Below are 17,755 nucleotides of genomic sequence, written 5' to 3'. Positions count from 1 at the left end.
ATCAAAAATAAGCATTTATGATTGAGGTTATTAATTTGTGGTTAAATCTACCTATGTCTTATTTCAAATGCTTTTTAATCACTTTTCCTGAGCAGTTACGAGGCAAACCGTCTCTAAATTCAACTTCAGAGGGGACTTTGAATTTCGCCATATTTTGCTCACAGAAATAGAAGAACTCTTCTTCACTCAAGGTCTCATTTTCAACCAGTACAACAAATGCTTTGATCGCTTCATCGCGAATGTTGTCAGGAACACCAATTACAGCCACATCTTGAACTTTAGGATGTGAAGAAATGATGTTTTCAATCTCAACACAAGAGACATTCTCGCCACCGCGTTTGATCATATTGCAGCTACGATCAACGAAATAGAAAAAGCCTTCATCGTCACGATAACCATAATCGCCAGTATGTAACCAACCATCGGGCTCTAATGCTTTTGCTGTGGCATCAGGTCGGTTGTAATACTCTTTAAAAATGGTTTTTCCAGGCTCGCCTTTTACGCAAATTTCACCTACAACTCCATCAGGGACTTCATTATTTTGTTTGTCCCTGATTTGAGCTTGATAGCAAAAACCAGGTCTACCAATTGATGGCCAACGGCGTTTATCACCGGGTCTGTCACCAATTAAACCAACAATAGTTTCTGTCATGCCATACGAGGTGAGTAATCGCACATTAAACCGTTCAAGAAAGGCATCTTTTTCTTCGTCGGCAAGATTGAGGTAAAACATCACTTCACGTAATTTGTGCTGCTTTTCTTCTGATGAAACAGGTTGCGCCATTAAGGTTCTCATCATCATTGGAATACATTCCGCGACCGTTGCTTGGTATTTAAGGATCTGTTTCCAAAAGGCTCTGGCACTGTATTTTTCTAACAATACAAAGGTGGCACCCACAGAAAATGCGGCGAGCGATGCAGTGCATTGGCAGTCAATATGAAAGGCAGGCATAACCGTAAGATAAACGTCGTCTTCACGTAATGCGTTTTGCCATGATGAGTAATAACCCGCAAAACGTAGGTTATAGTGTGTGATAACTACGCCTTTAGGTTGAGATGTTGTTCCTGAGGTAAAAAGAATTTCAGCAGTGTCATCCACACTTAATGGTGTGTGATGATTAAGCGTAGCAGGGTGCTTGGCTTTCTCTTTTAAAAAGTCGATAACGCCTTTTTCAGCAGGCAGACTGTTTTCTGTTATTAAAAACAGTTGTGTTAAAGGGCATTGTTCATCCTGCAACATAGGTTGGTAAATAGGATAGAAATTATCGCGAGTAACCACGTAATGAGCTTGGCAGTGATTGATTATCCATGCGCTCTCTTCATACATAAAGCGCGCATTAATTGGCACCATAACAGCGCCAATTTTTGCCAAGCCAAACCAGCAAAAGAAAAATTCAGGACAGTTATCAAGATGTAAGGCAACGTGATCGCCTTTTTTTATGCCACCAGCATGAAAAAGATTTGCGGTTCTATTTATCTCTTCATTTAATTCACTGTAGCTAAATTGTCTCACTTGTCCTTGTGCGGATTCAAAAATTAGCGCTGTTTTTGTACCATAAACCTCTGCCAAATCATCCCACATCTGACGTAAGTTTTGTTTGCCAATCACATCCATTAAACTGTTACCCTATCTTTTGCTGTAAATTCAGACGTGCTTTATGTCTATAAACGTCTGAATTTTACAGTGTTATTTTACGATTTTAGCCAGCCCCTTATCGACCAGCCCCCTGATTTGTTCTTCGCTATAACCGATATTTTTTAAAATCGCGTTTGTATCCATGCCGTGAGAAGGCATTCCACGCCATATTTTTCCCGGATTATTTTTGAATTTAGGCATCACATTTGGCCCTTTGCAGGTTTCGCCATTCATGGTTTGCCATTCGGTAATCGATTCACGCGCGACATATTGCGGATTGTCTTCAAGCTCTGGAATAGTCAGCACTTTGGCGCTGGCAATATTGAGCTCTGAAAGACGTTTGAGTACTTCTGTGATGGGTTGCTTAGCTAACCATTCATCTAATTTGTCTTCAAATAATTGACCATGAGGGCAATTAATGCGGTGAATAAGTTGAGTGCCTTCAGGAACTTCAGGTGTACCAAGCAGATGAGCAAGTCCGATATCTTTGAAAATTTCTTCAATTTGAGTGATACCGACAACTTCCATCACGATATAACCATCTTGGCAACGGTAAAGCCCACAGCCTGCGTAGTACGGATCTTTCCCTTTTGTCATACGAGGGCAGATCTCACCACCATTGAAATAGTCCATCATGAAGTATTGCCCCATACGCAACATCACTTCATACATAGCAATATCAATACTTTCGCCTTTACCTGTTTGTTGAACTTTATACAGCGCAGCTAACGCAGAAGTGGTTGCGGTCATCCCTGAGAAGTAGTCTGCGGTATAAGGGAAGGCTGGCATTGGCTGATCTTTGTCACCGTTTTGAATAAGGTAACCACTGAAAGCCTGAGCAATGGTGTTATAAGCGGGTAAGTTGGTGTATTGCGGATCGCCATATTGACCAAAACCCGATAAATGAGCGATAACTAACTTAGGGTTATGTTCCCATAATACTTCATCTGTAATACCGCGACGTGCAAAGGCAGGGCCTTTACTCGCTTCGATAAAGATGTCGGTTGTTTCCATTAATTTTAGGAACGCATCACGACCTTCGTCTTTAAAGATATTTAACGATAGTGCATGAAGATTACGGCGAGAAAGTTGAGGGTAGTGAGGTTGAACGCGAATGGTGTCAGCCCATGCAACGTTTTCAATCCAAATCACTTCAGCTCCCCATTCTGCGAACATTTGTCCTGCGAATGGCCCTGCAATTTCAATTCCTGAAAACACAACACGAACCCCTGAAAGTGGGCCGAATTGTGGCATTGGTAAATGTTCTGTCATAGCGTCACCTCGTAAGTGGTCTGAGTGAAAACTCTCTCATCATTGGATGAGAGAGTTATTCGTGATTAATTAGCGATACTGTTTAAGTACTGAACGTCCTAATGTCAGGATCTGCATTTCATCTGAACCACCAGATACACGGTCAACACGAAGGTCACGCCAGAAACGAGAAATACGGTGCTCGCCAGCAATACCGACACCACCAAGCACTTGCATTGCACTATCAACCACTTCAAACGCCGCGTTTGCACAGAAGTATTTACACATAGCTGCATCACCAGAAGTGATTAAGTTGTTGTCACTCTTCCATGCAGTTTCATATAACATGTTGCGCATTGAATTGAGTTTGATCGCCATATGAGCGAATTTTTCTTGAATAAGTTGGAAGCGACCAATTGTTTCGCCAAATTGCACACGTTGGTTGGCATAACGCGCAGCATCTTCAAATGCACACATCGCTGTACCGTAGTTAGTGAGTGCCACTAAGAAACGCTCGTGGTCGAACTCTTCTTTCACACGGTTAAAGCCGTTACCTTCACGACCAAACATGTCTTTCTCTTCAAGCTCAACGTTGTCGAAAGTGATTTCACAGCAGCTATCCATACGTAAACCTAGTTTTTCTAACTTGTTGACTTTGATACCTGGTTTGCTCATATCCACAAACCATTCAGTGAAGATAGGTTTATCTGGAGACGCTGAATCACGGCTCATCACAACAACGTAAGGGGTATAGGCACTACTAGTGATAAAGCACTTGCTACCATTGAGGTAAACTTTGCCATCTTTACGGGTATAAGTGGTTTGTAAGCTACCTACGTCAGAGCCTGCGCCGGGTTCTGTGATAGCGGAGTTCCACATCTGTTTACCAGTACCGCGAAACGCCATAATTTTATCAATTTGCTCTTGAGTCCCTTCACGCAAGACGGTGTTAAATCCACCCGGCAATTGATAAAGAACGTAAGTTGGCGCACCTAAGCGACCTAATTCCATCCAGATTGCAGCAACAGTAACAAAACCTGCATTTAAGCCACCGTGCTCTTCAGGAATAAGCAGATTGTCAATTTCCATATCCGCTAAGGCTTTGACAAAACGTTCTGGGTATTTACTTTCGCGATCACACTGTGCGAAATAAGCTTCCCAGTTTTCACTGGCCATTAATTCGCGGACACCGTCAACAAACAGTTCCTGCTCATCATTCAATCTAAAATCCATGTTAATAACCTCTTAATATGTCATTCTTTGCGTATAGCGGATCAGTCTTTCCAATGTACTTTGGCATCTTTAATAAAGGACAAGGTGACCATGATATTGACGAAAAATAGTGGACATCCTCCGGCGATAATGGCGGTTTGAATTGGTTTTAAACCCCCAAGTGCGAGCAGAATGATGCCGATAATACCGACCAGCACAGACCAGCCAATACGCACTAATAAAGGTGGCTCAGAGCCTTCTTTCATAGAGCGACAAGTGGACATTGCTAGTGTGTAAGAACAGGCGTTAATTAAGGTGACAGTGGCAATAAAGCAGAGGATAAAGAAGCCCCACATTGTCGCTGTGCTCAACGGTAATGCCGCCCATGTCTCGATGATTGCGCGAGGTACACCGTATTGTTCAATCAGTTGTGGAATATTGAGAATATTTTGGTCAATCAGTTGTATGGTGTTACCGCCAAGGATTGTCCAAATTAGCCAAGTTCCTGCGGTTAAACCTGAAACCATCCCTAAACATAATTCACGAACAGTACGGCCTTTAGAGATACGTGCTAAGAAGATACTCATTTGGATGGCGTAAATAACCCACCATGCCCAATAGAAGACAGTCCAACCTTGAGGGAATCCGCCTTTACCGATTGGGTCTGTATAGAACAGCATACGAGGCATATACATCATCAATGTCCCCACAGAGTCTGTGAAGTAATTGACGATAAAGCTCGCACCGCCGACGATAAACACCCAACCCAGCATTAAGAAGCTCAGGTAAGTACGAATATCACTGGCGATTTTCACCCCTTTTTGTAGACCAAATGCCACGCAGATTGCGTTTAATAAGATCCAGCAAGAGATAATGATGGCGTCTAATTGCAGGGTATGAGGAATACCAAATAAATATTGAATACATTCGGTGACTAACGGTGTTGCTAAACCGAGGCTAGTTCCCATCGCTAAAATCAGAGCAACTAAATAGAAGTTATCAACAATGGTACCGAATAAGCCATTAACGTGTTTTTCACCGATTAATGGGGTTAAGGTACTACTTGGACGGATAACTTCCATTTTGCGAACAAAGAAGAAGTAAGCAAACGCAACAGAAAGGAAACTATAAGTTGCCCAAGGCAAAGGACCCCAATGGAACAAGCTGTAAGCAAGACCAATTTCTTTAGCTTGAGTTGAGTAAGCTTCCATCCCAAAAGGAGGGCTTGAAATGTAATAGTATATTTCAATCGAACCCCAGAAGAGGACGGCAGCCGACGTACAAGACGCAAACATCATAAAGATCCAGCTTGCGGTACTAAATTCAGGTTTATCTTCCCCAAGGCGTTTATTGGCATAACGACCGAAGACTAACCAAAACCAACCTCCGAACATAATGACCATATACCATTCGAAGGCCCAACCCCAGACATTGGTAACATAGCTGAATACGGCATTAATCACTTCATTTGAAGCGTCAAGATCACGTACCGTTAGCCAGCATAAAATACCAACAATGATTAATGGCGGAAAAAAAACCTTCGGTTCTATTCCTGCCTTTTTATTATCTTTGCTCATAGGTAAATTTTCCAAATATATTTAACGCAGAAGTTTAAGTAGTGTTAATTCCTAATATCTAATAAAGCATTTGAGTTTATTTATGAGTGTTTCGTCTATTGGTGTTTCATCATAATAGATAAATAAACTTATTGGCTAATCCACAAATCGATTAATGATGATGAATAATGGATATTATAAGAAATCCATTCTGTTATTCACTTCACACTATTCTTTTTGTCGATTTTATGTTACGTTTTATAACGTTTCGTTTTCATTGTAACTGATTGATAATTATATCTATCTATTTGTATGTAATAGGGTTGTTATATTCTGTCTTTCAATATTGTTGATCTTGGTGGCAATATTGAACGTTAAATACCGTTATATTTATTATGTTCAATATTGTTGATCGATGTAGCAATATTGAAAGTTGTTCACTTCAATTAAAACTAATTTCAATATTGGTGATATGTTTAGCAATATTGAAACCTATCTATTCTTTATTTAGTAATGTTCAATATTGGTGACCTAGGTTTAATTTTTTAATCTCTTAATTGTGTTAATTCTATATTACATTGCCAGAGCAAATGACATTATTTATTAATTTCAGGAGATGTAATGAATATTATTACATGTTACAAGAGTGTTCCCGATGAGCAGGATATTACGGTAAATAGCGCAGACAGTTCGCTGGATTTTTCTCGTGCTAACACCAAAATCAGCCAATATGATTTAAATGCAATTGAAGCCGCTAATCAGCTAAAGTCTCAGCTTGATGGCATTCAAATCACGGCAATGAGTGTTGGTGGTAAAGCACTGACAAATGCGAAAGCACGTAAAGACGTTCTTTCTCGTGGTGCTGACGAACTCGTAGTTGTGGTTGATGAGCAATTTGAAGCCTCTTTACCTTACCAAACAGCGGTAGCATTGGCGGCGGCAGCGACTAAAAAAGGTTATGACTTAATTCTTTGCGGTGACGGCTCTGCGGATCTTAGCTCACAACAAGTTAGTTTGCTGGTGGGTGAATTATTAAATGTTCCTGCGATAAATGGTATTAACAAAATTGTTTCTCTTTCTAATGACTCAATTACGGTTGAGCGCGAGTTAGAAAATGAAATCGAAACACTGACCATTCCATTACCTGCTGTTATCGCCGTTTCTACCGACATTAACACACCTCAAATTCCTTCGATGAAAGCCATTCTTGGCGCGGCCAAGAAACCTGTTCAGCAATGGAGTGTTGCCGATCTTGGTCTGGATGCGATTACTGCGCGTTCAGAGCAAAAAGTGGCGGCACCAAAACAGAAAGTACGTCAACGCATCATTATTGAAGGTGATGGCGATGATCAGATTGCTGAGTTGGCAGAACATTTACGTAAAATTCTTAAGTAATAGGGGGAGTTATGAGCCAGTTTTCAACTGTTTGGGTATTTAGTGATGCACTTTCCCGTTTACCAGAATTAATGGGTGGCGCTTTTTCATTAGGGCAATCTATCAATGTATTTACATTGAATGATGAACAAAGCGTTGCTGCTTTTAAATTAGGGGCAACAGAGGTTTTCCAATTAGAAGGTAAACCTGACGATCGCATTATTGAAGACTATGCACAAAGCATGGTTGAAACCATTAAACAAAAAGGTGATGCAGGATTAGTGCTACTGCCTAATACACGTCGCGGAAAATTATTAGCTGCACGTTTAGGCCACCGTTTAGAAGCAGTCGTTTCTAACGACGCCCAATCTTTAAAAGCAGAGGGTGATGCATTAGTGGCAAAACACATGGTTTACGGCGGTCTTGCTTTTGGTGATGAAACCCTGAAAACCCCTTACTGTGTGGTAACTGCAAGCGTGGGTGCTTTTGATGTTGCATCAGAAACTGGCGCTACAGGTAATGCACAAAAAGTCGCATGGATTGCTCCAGCTCAAACTATCGTTCGTAATTCAGTTCAACCACGCGCAATCAACACAGTTGATTTAGATAAAGCGCGTTTTGTTGTTAGCGTTGGTCGCGGTATCGGTAGCAAAGAAAACATCGTTATTGCAGAAGAGTTAGCGAAAGCCATTGGTGCTGAAATCGCCTGTTCTCGCCCTGTTGCTGAAAATGAAAAATGGATGGAACACGAACGCTATGTTGGTATTTCTAACCTAATGCTAAAGCCTGAACTCTATTTAGCAGCGGGTATTTCAGGACAAATTCAACATATGGTTGGCGCTAATGGCGCACAAACCATCGTTGCTATTAATAAAGACAAAAATGCACCTATCTTCCAATTTGCTGACTATGGCATTGTCGGTGATTTAATGAAGATTTTACCTGCATTAACTCGTCAATTATCTAACTGATTTATTTAAGCAGGGAAGGAAACTTCTCTGCTGTTTATCGCAAATTCTGGAGATGTTATGTCCGATTCCGAAGATATTTTCGATGCCATTATTGTTGGCGCAGGATTAGCCGGATCTGTGGCTGCACTTGTTTTGGCAAGGGAAGGCGCACAAGTATTGCTAATAGAAAGAGGTAACTACGCTGGCGGGAAAAATGTAACCGGTGGTCGTATGTATGCACATACCCTTGAGCGCATCATTCCTGAGTTTGCGCAAGAAGCGCCTGTTGAACGGGTTATTACTCATGAAAAATTGTCATTTATGACTGAAACAGGCGCAATGACCATTGATTACCAAAATACAGAAGGGAAGAGCCCAAAAACCGCCTCTTGGTCTGTATTACGTGGTGAGTTTGACCAATGGCTAATGGAGCAAGCGGAAAACGCAGGGGCGCAATGTATTACGGGTATTCGTGTTGATAAGCTCGTTGAGCGTGATGGCAAGATTGTCGGCGTCGAGGCAGACGGTGATGTGTTAGAAGCCAAAGCGGTGATCCTCGCCGATGGTGTGAATTCTATCTTGGCTGAACAGTTAGGGATGACAAAACGTGTTGCGGCTGAAAATGTAGCCGTGGGTGTAAAAGAGATCATCGAACTGCCTGAAAGTGTCATTAAAGATCGTTTCAACCTAAAAGATAACGAAGGTGCGGCTTGGTTATTTGCAGGTTCGCCTACCGATGGACTAATGGGGGGCGGTTTCTTATATACCAATAAAACCACGCTTTCTTTAGGTCTTGTCTGTGGGCTTCACCATATTAAAGATGCGAAAAAATCAGTACCACAAATGCTGGAAGATTTTAAACAGCATCCCGTTGTTGCTCCGCTCATTGAAGGCGGAAAAATGGTGGAATACGGCGCACACGTTGTTCCTGAAGCTGGGTTAAGAATGCAAAACGAATTAGTACGTGATGGCGTATTGATTGCCGGTGATGCAGCAGGGATGTGTATGAATCTAGGCTTTACTATCCGTGGCATGGATTTAGCAATGGCATCAGGCGAAGCCGCTGCAAAAACCGTGCTCTCTGCCATGGAGAAAAATGATTTTAGCAAGCAAACGCTAAATGAATATCTCAAACATTTAGAAGATGGCCCATTACGCGATATGAAAGCCTATCAGCGTATGCCTGATTTACTTGATAACCCTCGTATGTTCACCGCTTACCCTGAAATGGTAGTTGGTATTGCAAAAGATCTCTTCACTGTAACGGGTGAAGCGCCAGTACCGATGCGTAAAACCATGATGCGTCATACCAAAAAAGTGGGCTGGATGAATCTGATCAAAGATGGGATCAAAGGAGTAAAAGCAATATGAGTTCTTCCGTAAATGTCGATGTCAAATTAGGCATCAATAAATTTAATGTCGATGAGGAAAATCCACATATCGTCGTTAAAGAGCAGCCTGATATGCAGGTATTGGAAACCTTAGTCAAAGCATGTCCAGCAGGCCTTTATAAAAAGCAAGAAGATGGCACCATCAGCTTTGACTATGCTGGGTGCTTAGAGTGTGGAACTTGTCGAATTCTTGGTTTAGATAGTGCGCTTGAAAAATGGGAATATCCACGTGGAACGTTTGGCGTGGAATATCGTTACGGATGATGTATCGCTACTTTTCTCCCAGTGCTACTCCGGCCTGGGAGCTTTTCTTTTTGCTTTATTTAGAAAAAATACCAGGACGCAGTCATGCAACCCAGAAACTTTGATGATATTCGTTTTACCTCTGTACATCGTCGAGTGATGTTATGGGGGAGTGGCGGCCCTTTTCTTGATGGCTATGTATTAGTGATTATTGGTGTGGCGCTAGAGCAACTCACACCGTTATTACAGCTTAATACACAATGGATTGGTCTGCTTGGTGCGGCAACATTAGCAGGGCTTTTTATTGGTACGTCACTTTTTGGTTATATTTGTGACAAAGTCGGTCGCCGTAAAATGTTCCTTGTGGATATTGTGGCTATTGCCATTATTTCGATTGCGACAATGTTTGTTTCCACGCCTGTGGGTTTGTTGGTGATGCGATTCCTTATTGGGATTGTGATTGGTGCTGATTATCCTATTGCGACCTCGATGATCACTGAATTTTCCAATAAAAAACAACGCGCTTTTGCCGTCGGTTTTATTGCTGCAATGTGGTATATCGGAGCGACTTGCGCCAACTTAGTCGGTTATCTTTTATATGATGTTGCAGATGGTTGGCGTTGGATGTTGGGTAGTGCTTTTATCCCTTGCGTGATTATTTTAATTGGTCGTTTTGATTTACCTGAATCACCGCTGTGGCTAATACGCAAAGGGCGTCTTAAAGAGTGTAATGAGATGATGATAAAACTCTTTGGTGAACCCGTAGTATTTGAAGCGGAAGATGCCAAAACAACGCGTTTTATCGAGCTATTTAATAAACGTCACTTCTCTTTTGTTCTGTTTGTTGCGGTCATTTGGACTTGCCAAGTTATCCCGATGTTTGCCATTTATACCTTTGGGCCACAGATTGTCGGTTTATTGGGATGGGATGCAGGAAGAAGTGCGGCACTGGGGAATGTGGTGATTAGCCTGTTCTTTATGTTTGGGTGTATTCCTGCCATGTTTTGGTTAAATCAGACAGGGCGACGTCCACTATTGATTGGTAGTTTTGGCATGATGACATTGGCATTATTAGTGTTAGGTGTCTTTCCTGATTTACCTATCTTATTTGTTATCTTAGCCTTTGCGACTTACGCCTTCTTTTCTGGTGGCCCCGGAATTTTACAATGGCTCTATCCTAACGAATTGTTTCCGACTGATATTCGTGCATCGGCAGTGGGGATCATTATGTCAATAAGCCGTATTGGTACGGTTATTTCAACGTGTGCTCTTCCTGCCTTTATCGCCACTTATGGTATTAACACCACGATGCTGGTGGGGGCTGCGATCTCTTTATTCGGCATGCTAGTCTCTGTGTTGTTTGCACCAGAAACCAAAGGATTAACACTCAATCAAACTTCAACCATGCCAATGCGACGGGGTAAATAGCTCCTTTAATTAATAAACAAGAAAATAAGTTAAATCATTTAAATCGTTTTTTATTTAGATGTTATAAATTTAAATCGTTATTGTATTTATTTTTATACTATTTTAATTTAAATTATCACATCAATGGTTATTGATAAGATTTATTTATATCTTTAAGTAAACTGAGTGTATTTATATTAAAAAGAGAGTGGTTTTATTTTTTATTTAAATAAAGTGACTCTCCTTTTTCTTTATTAAAAATAACACCTTTATAACGCCTTAGTTTCAAATTTATCTCATTGTTATTAATTACTCCTCAATTACAAAATATATTTAACCCACCAAATCTAGACCTCAATCACAAATCTCTCTCAGACTATTCAAATGACGAAAAACAGTTCGTTATTTACCAAGAATGAATAATTTCCCCTACCCAGAATAAGGTCATTACAGACGTAAACACCAGCAAAGAAGCGGTTGAGTAGGTATTTATGACCTTATTAGAAATGACAGTTAAAGAATGTCTAAACAATGTAGTAAAGCAACATGCTTTACAAATAGCCTTGATTGAAAACCAAAGTAAAAAGACACTTTCTTGGCAACAATTACAACAAGAAGTAGAAAGTGTTGCGCGTGGTTTTTTAGCGATTGGTTTAAAAAAAGGTGATCGTTTAGGTATTTGGTCTGCCAATAGTAAAGAGTGGATAATTTGTTTTCTTGCTGCTGCTCAAATTGGTGTTCCTGTTGTTTGTATTAACTTTCATTTTAAGAAAAGAGAGTTATTAGATTTATGTCGATTAACCGGAATTAAAGCACTCTGTTTTTCTGATGGTTTTAAAAGTAATCATTTTATTGAGGTTATTAATTGTCTTTCTAAAAAGGCATCTGAAAATAAAGATGTATTACCTCAGTTATTTATTAGCATGGGAAATGAACATGCAGAAAAAAGTGTCTCTTTATCTCAATTAAAAGAAGTTAGCCCAAAAATATCAGATAAAGAATATCAACATGCGGTTGCACAAGTCAGTGTAAAAGATTTGCTGACCATCCAAATGACCTCTGGCAGTACAGCAATGCCTAAAGGTGTCATGCTAAGCCAATATAATGTCATTAATAATGCCATGCTGTCAGCACAGCGCTTAGGTGTTATGCATGACGATGTAATTTGTCTAGCCGTTCCTCTGTTCCACTGTTTTGGGCTCTCTTCTTGCCTCTTTTTTGCATTAACAACCGGATGCCAATTAGTTCTTCTTGATAACTATTGTGCTGAAGATGTTTTAAAAGTCGTCCAAGACTATCGTTGCACTGTTATGCATGGCGTGCCAACGATTTTTAGCCGTTTAATGAAGCATGAACAGTTTTCTCACTACGATTTATCGAGTCTTGATAAAGGTATTATCGCAGGGGCGAGTTTTCCTCCTGCGTTAATCGATGACATTGAAAATATCCTCGGCATGAAAGGGATCACCGTCTCTTATGGCCAAACAGAAGCTTCACCTTGTTGCACTCAAACTCTCCCTAATGATGCTTTAGAGATCAAACGCAGCTCTATTGGTAAGCCTTTACCTTTTGTTGAAATGAAAATTATCAATCCAAAAACAGGCAAACCTGTGCCAGTGGGCACTTTAGGTGAAATTTGCACGCGTGGCTTCCATGTAATGATGGGTTATGACAATGCGCCAGATAAAACTAAAGAAGCGTTAGACGAAGAGGGTTGGTTACACACGGGTGATATTGGTTATGTCGATAAACAAGGAAATTATCACTATGCCTATCGCATGAAAGAGATTGTGGTACGCGGCGGTGAAAATATCAGTCTTTGTGAAATAGAAGAAGCGATTGCTGAATATCCCGGTGTTGATGCGACAAAAGCATTTGGGATCTCGTCTGCTGATTTAGGCGAAGAAGTGATTGCCACCATTTGTGTGCAAAAAGGCCACAGCATTGGTGAAAGTGCATTACGTGAATTTCTACAAGAGCGACTGGCTCGCTACAAAATCCCCAAAGAACTCCATTTCTTTACAGAATTTCCTCATACCCCTTGCGGAAAAATTGATGTGCAAGCGCTGAAATTGCAACTGGGTTATAGCGTTTCAATCAAGGATGAAAAAACCAAAGTAGCGGGTTAAGTGACAACGGATTTATCCACATTCTGACAACAGCAGTATGAAGTCTAAAAATAATTAGGAGAAGAAATGACAAGTCATAAAGCACTGGAAGGCGTCACCGTAGTTGAGTTGGCGACCTTTATCGCAGTACCCGCAGCGGGTCGTATTTTGGCTGATATGGGTGCGAATGTAATCAAAATCGAATCTCCAAGTGGCGATAACTTACGCTATACCGCACCAACAGAAGGCCGCCCGTTAGATCAACATGAAAACACCAGTTTTGATTTAGAAAACGCCAATAAACGTGGGATCGTGTTAAATACGAAAACAGAAGCAGGGAAAAAAATCCTGTTTGAACTGTTAGAAAAAGCAGACATTTTCTTAACTAACTGGCGTCCCGGTGCAAGAGCGCGCGCAGGTTTAGACTATGAAACGTTAAAACAACGTTTTCCAAAATTAGTTTACGCTAGCGTGACAGGTTATGGTGATGAAGGCCCAGATAAAGACTTACCGGGATTTGACTACACCGCATTCTTTGCGCGTGGTGGTATTTTAGGCTCGCTGTACCAAAAAGGCACAGTACCTATGAACGTGATCCCAGGACTTGGCGATCACCAGTGCGCATTAGGCTTGGTTTCAGGTGTGTTAGCTGCTTATATTCGTGCTAAAAATATCGGTCAAGGTGAGTATGTTTCAACTAACTTGCTGCATACCTCAATTTATACCCAAGCAATCATGATCCAAGCGGCACAATACCCTGATTATGGTCAGCCGTATCCAATCGATCGCCGTAATACCACCAGCCCATTTATTCTGGCTTATAAAACAAAAGATGACCGTTTTATTCAAGTCTGTATGCCTGTTTACGACGCTTATTATCCAACCTTTATTTCTTGTATTGGTCGCCCAGATTTAGCGGAAGACGCACGTTATACCTGTCTACAAGAAGTGGCAAAAAATAATCGCTCTCCTGAATTATATGACCTGATTTGGCAACAAGTTGAGCAAAAAACAGCGTCAGAGTGGGCAGATATTTTCACCAAAAACGATATCCCATTCAGCATTGCACAAACTTGGGAAGAAGTGTTGGAAGACAAACAAGCTTGGGCAATCAACACTTTCTACAACATGAAATACAAAAATGGCAGTGAAAAAGCCTTAGTTCGTCCACCAATTGATTTCTTAGAGAGTGGTTTACCTGAATATCGCCGTGGTCCTTTGTTAGGTGAAGACACACCGTCTGTATTAGCTGAATTAGGGTATAGCGCTGAAGAGATAGCAAACCTTGAAGCCAATAAAGACGTGATGACGTGGAAAGAATAATCCACTTACTTTTTTAATTTTCAGGAGAGCAAAGGCATGCAACAAGACATTTTCACAATGGGCGTTGATATCGGATCGTCTGCATCAAAATGCATCATCATGAAAAATGGTGACGTTATTGTCGCGAAGTCGTTGGCATCAGTCGGTGCTGGGACATCTGGCCCTGAAAAAGCGATCTCTGAAGTATTGCGCCAATTTGGTGGCGATCTCAGTCAGATCAGCTGGATCTGCGCAACAGGATATGGCCGTAATTCTCTGAAAGAAGCCAATAAAGAAGTGAGCGAACTGAGCTGTCATGCGAAAGGCGCACACTTTCTTTTCCCGGGCGTGAAAACGGTGATTGATATCGGCGGTCAAGACGTTAAGGCACTTCATATGGATGGTGCTGGCCGTTTATTAAACTTTGTGATGAATGATAAGTGTGCTGCTGGTACCGGACGCTTTCTCGATGTGATGTCGCGAGTATTAGAAACCAAAATTTCCGATCTCGCTCAAGAGGGCGCTAAGTCCACTAAAAAAGTCACAATTAGCTCAACCTGTACCGTGTTCTCTGAATCGGAAGTTATCTCCCATCTCGCAAATAACGAAACAATACCCGACGTGATTAATGGTATTCACCGCTCTGTCGCTAGTCGTATTGCTGGTCTGGCAAAACGGGTTGGTGTTGAAGCTCCTGTTGTTATGACAGGCGGTGTTGCCAGTAATTTTGAAGTTGTTCGTTATGTTAGCGAAGAGTTGAACGCCTCTATCGCCACCTCTCCATTATCACAATACAACGGGGCGATAGGTGCCGCCATTTATGCCTTTGAAGCGTACCGCCATCAACTGGAAGACGATGCGTTAACAATAGGAACATCAAAATGAGCAATGTAGATATGAATGCGCCGGATTATATTCCTGCGAAAAAACGACTGCAAAAAATCGCTGCTGATGCTTATCAGCGTGCGTGGGATGCGAAAAATAGCGGTGAAAAAATAGGGTGGTGTGCCTCTAACTTCCCTCAAGAAATCGCTGAAACATTAGGTTTATGTGTGGTGTACCCTGAAAACCAAGCCGCTGCAATTGCAGCGAAAGGTGCGGGTTTAAAAATGTGTGAACACGCAGAAAGCATGGGATATTCCAACGACATCTGTGCTTATGCTCGCATCAGCCTCTCTTACATGGATATTAAACAGTGTGAAGAGATGGATATGCCACAGCCAGACTTCTTACTGTGCTGTAACAACATCTGTAACTGCATGATCAAATGGTATGAAAATATCGCTTATGAGCTGAATATCCCGATGATCCTTATCGATATTCCTTATAAAAATGACTATGACACCGATGATGTCACGGTGAAATACGTTCAAGCTCAATTTGATGATGCGATTAAACAACTCGAAAAGGTCACTGGCAAAGTTTTCTCCGAAGAGAAATTCAAAGAAGTTTGTGAGATCTCACAACGTACAGGGCGCGCATGGTTGAAAGCGGCAGAATATTGCCAATATGAACCCTCTCCAATGAATGGTTTTGATCTCTTTAATCACATGGCTGTTGCGGTTTGTGCTCGCGGTAAATTAGAAGCTGCACTGGCTTTTGAGCAACTGTGTGAAGAGATGGAACAAAACATCAAAGAGAAAAAATCGACTTATCGCGGAGAAGAAAAATACCGTGTTCTCTTTGAAGGTATTGCCTGCTGGCCTTATTTGCGTGCCACATCGACTCCGTTAAAAGAGCAAGGTATCAACGTTACCGCTACTGTTTATGCCACCGCGTTTGGTGTGATTTATCAAAACAGCGACGAGATGATGCGCGCTTACTCTTATGTTCCTAACTGTGTCTCTGTTGAGCGTGCTGCGGATATGCGTATTGACGTTAGTCGTCAAAATAAAGTGGACGGCGCGATTATTCACGTTAACCGCAGTTGTAAGCTCTGGAGTGGCATTATGCCTGAAATTGAGCGCCGTATTCGCCATGAACTTAAGATCCCAACAGTGACTTTTGATGGCGACCAAGCTGATCCTCGTGTTTTCTCTGAAGCGCAGTATGTCACCCGTGTTGAAGCATTGACTGAAATTATGGCTGCTAACAAAGCAGAAATGAAAAAGGGAGACATCTAATGAAAACATTAACGGAGTTGTTTGATGAGTTACAAGCCGTGGTGGATAACCCTATTGCTCAATTAGATGGTTTTATTCGCAGTGGCAAAAAGGTTATTGGTTGTTTTCCTGAATATACCCCAAATGAGATTGTCTATGCGGCGGGTATGGTGCCTTTTGGTATTTGGGGTGCAGAAGGACGTGAGATCTCAGAAGCGAAGAAATATTTTCCTCCTTTCTATTGTGCGTTAGCACTTTCTTCTCTTGAAATGGGGTTAGATGGTGCGCTGAATAACCTATCAGCAGCCATAATTCCTTCTTTGTGTGACACCTTAAAATGCTTAGGGCAAAACTGGAAAGCCGGTGTGCCACAAGTGCCTTTTATCCAACTGGTGCATCCACAAAATCGTAAAACCCCAGCAGGTATTGCTTTCTTAACCGAACAATACAAAAAAATCGCACTGCAATTAGGGGAAATTTCAGATCAGCCGGTGACAGATGATGCACTGAAAAATGCGATTCATCTGTTTAATCAGCGTCGCGCCGTGTTACGTGAGTTTTCAGAGATGGCTGCGCTTCATCCAAACTTAATCACACCACAACGCCGTAATACCGTGATCAAAAGTGGTTACTTTATGGATGTCGTTGAACATACAAAAGCCGTTGAAGCCATTGTTGCACAATGTAAAACCTTATCCCCAGAACCTTGGAAAGGGCACAAGATTGTTGTAACAGGCATTATTGCGGATAGCCCTTCAATTCTACAAATTTTGGCTGATAACAAGATGGCGATTGTGGCAGATGAAGTCGCACATGAGTCTCGTCAGTTCCGCCAAGATATCCCTGAAAACAAAGCACCTTATGAAGCGATGGCAGAGCAAATCGCTCAGCTTGAAGGGTGTTCACTTTTGTATGATCCAGAGAAAAAACGTGGTCGTTTAATTGCCGATATGGTGAAAAACACAGGCGCTGATGGTGTCGTCTATTTACTGACGAAGTTCTGTGATCCCGAAGAGTTTGATGCCCCTATTGTGAAGAAATTCCTCGATAGAGAAGGCATTCCTTCCATCATTATCGAAATCGATCAGCAAACTAAAACATATGAACAGGCGAGAACGGCACTGCAAACTTTTGCAGATGTGCTTTCTGCTTAACAACATTAATCAATAGTCACAAAAGACCTGCGTCATGTACGCAGGTCAATTGAACCCTAACACATATAA

General features: G+C 41.5%; 14 protein-coding genes. 10 read left to right on the top strand and 4 right to left on the bottom strand.

The window, feature by feature from the left end:
- Positions 1 to 58: 58 nt before the first annotated feature.
- The 4 genes from caiC to caiT all read right to left on the bottom strand — a co-directional run bounded on the left by caiC (position 59) and on the right by caiT (position 5,676).
- A complete protein-coding gene (caiC, locus tag GTH25_RS15715; protein WP_075673856.1) occupies positions 59 to 1,615 on the bottom strand; it encodes a crotonobetaine/carnitine-CoA ligase in 1,557 nt (518 codons plus the stop codon).
- Between the two features lie 72 nt (positions 1,616 to 1,687).
- Positions 1,688 to 2,908, bottom strand: a complete 1,221-nt coding sequence (caiB, locus tag GTH25_RS15710) for an L-carnitine CoA-transferase (RefSeq protein ID WP_075673857.1) — start codon at positions 2,906 to 2,908, stop codon at positions 1,688 to 1,690.
- A gap of 69 nt (positions 2,909 to 2,977) precedes the next feature.
- Positions 2,978 to 4,120 (bottom strand): crotonobetainyl-CoA dehydrogenase, encoded by a 1,143-nt coding sequence (gene caiA, locus GTH25_RS15705; protein WP_164530731.1) that lies wholly within the window; start codon positions 4,118 to 4,120, stop codon positions 2,978 to 2,980.
- A gap of 41 nt (positions 4,121 to 4,161) precedes the next feature.
- Complete coding sequence (gene caiT, locus GTH25_RS15700) at positions 4,162 to 5,676, bottom strand: L-carnitine/gamma-butyrobetaine antiporter (RefSeq protein ID WP_075673858.1); 1,515 nt, start codon at positions 5,674 to 5,676, stop codon at positions 4,162 to 4,164.
- 600 nt (positions 5,677 to 6,276) lie between these two features.
- Here caiT and GTH25_RS15695 point away from each other — a divergent pair.
- The 10 genes from GTH25_RS15695 to GTH25_RS15650 all read left to right on the top strand — a co-directional run bounded on the left by GTH25_RS15695 (position 6,277) and on the right by GTH25_RS15650 (position 17,686).
- Positions 6,277 to 7,050, top strand: a complete 774-nt coding sequence (locus tag GTH25_RS15695) for an electron transfer flavoprotein FixA (RefSeq protein WP_099659736.1) — start codon at positions 6,277 to 6,279, stop codon at positions 7,048 to 7,050.
- 11 nt (positions 7,051 to 7,061) lie between these two features.
- Complete coding sequence (locus GTH25_RS15690) at positions 7,062 to 8,000, top strand: FAD-binding protein (RefSeq protein WP_164530730.1); 939 nt, start codon at positions 7,062 to 7,064, stop codon at positions 7,998 to 8,000.
- A 57-nt stretch (positions 8,001 to 8,057) separates the two neighbouring features.
- Entirely contained in the window at positions 8,058 to 9,350 is a 1,293-nt protein-coding gene (gene fixC / locus GTH25_RS15685) for an FAD-dependent oxidoreductase FixC (protein ID WP_075673861.1), read from the top strand.
- Complete coding sequence (gene fixX, locus GTH25_RS15680; RefSeq protein WP_075673862.1) at positions 9,347 to 9,634, top strand: ferredoxin-like protein FixX; 288 nt, start codon at positions 9,347 to 9,349, stop codon at positions 9,632 to 9,634. The genes fixC and fixX overlap by 4 nt, the downstream gene beginning before the upstream one ends.
- 84 nt (positions 9,635 to 9,718) lie before the next feature.
- Positions 9,719 to 11,041, top strand: a complete 1,323-nt coding sequence (locus GTH25_RS15675; protein ID WP_164530729.1) for an MFS transporter — start codon at positions 9,719 to 9,721, stop codon at positions 11,039 to 11,041.
- A gap of 470 nt (positions 11,042 to 11,511) precedes the next feature.
- Positions 11,512 to 13,149, top strand: coding sequence for an AMP-binding protein (locus GTH25_RS15670; protein WP_159241816.1), 1,638 nt, complete (start codon positions 11,512 to 11,514; stop codon positions 13,147 to 13,149).
- 66 nt (positions 13,150 to 13,215) lie between these two features.
- Complete coding sequence (locus tag GTH25_RS15665) at positions 13,216 to 14,451, top strand: CaiB/BaiF CoA transferase family protein (protein WP_164530728.1); 1,236 nt, start codon at positions 13,216 to 13,218, stop codon at positions 14,449 to 14,451.
- Between the two features lie 36 nt (positions 14,452 to 14,487).
- Entirely contained in the window at positions 14,488 to 15,315 is an 828-nt protein-coding gene (locus GTH25_RS15660) for an acyl-CoA dehydratase activase (protein ID WP_075673866.1), read from the top strand.
- Positions 15,312 to 16,553 (top strand): 2-hydroxyacyl-CoA dehydratase subunit D, encoded by a 1,242-nt coding sequence (locus GTH25_RS15655; protein ID WP_036934372.1) that lies wholly within the window; start codon positions 15,312 to 15,314, stop codon positions 16,551 to 16,553. Before GTH25_RS15660 ends, GTH25_RS15655 begins: the two co-directional genes overlap by 4 nt.
- Positions 16,553 to 17,686, top strand: coding sequence for a 2-hydroxyacyl-CoA dehydratase subunit D (locus GTH25_RS15650; RefSeq protein WP_164530727.1), 1,134 nt, complete (start codon positions 16,553 to 16,555; stop codon positions 17,684 to 17,686). The genes GTH25_RS15655 and GTH25_RS15650 overlap by 1 nt, the downstream gene beginning before the upstream one ends.
- Positions 17,687 to 17,755: the final 69 nt, after the last annotated feature.

The sequence above is a fragment of the Proteus terrae subsp. cibarius genome, assembly GCF_011045835.1.
In the GTDB taxonomy this organism is placed as follows: Bacteria; Pseudomonadota; Gammaproteobacteria; order Enterobacterales; family Enterobacteriaceae; genus Proteus; species Proteus cibarius.
This window is presented reverse-complemented; position numbering and strand designations above follow the sequence as displayed.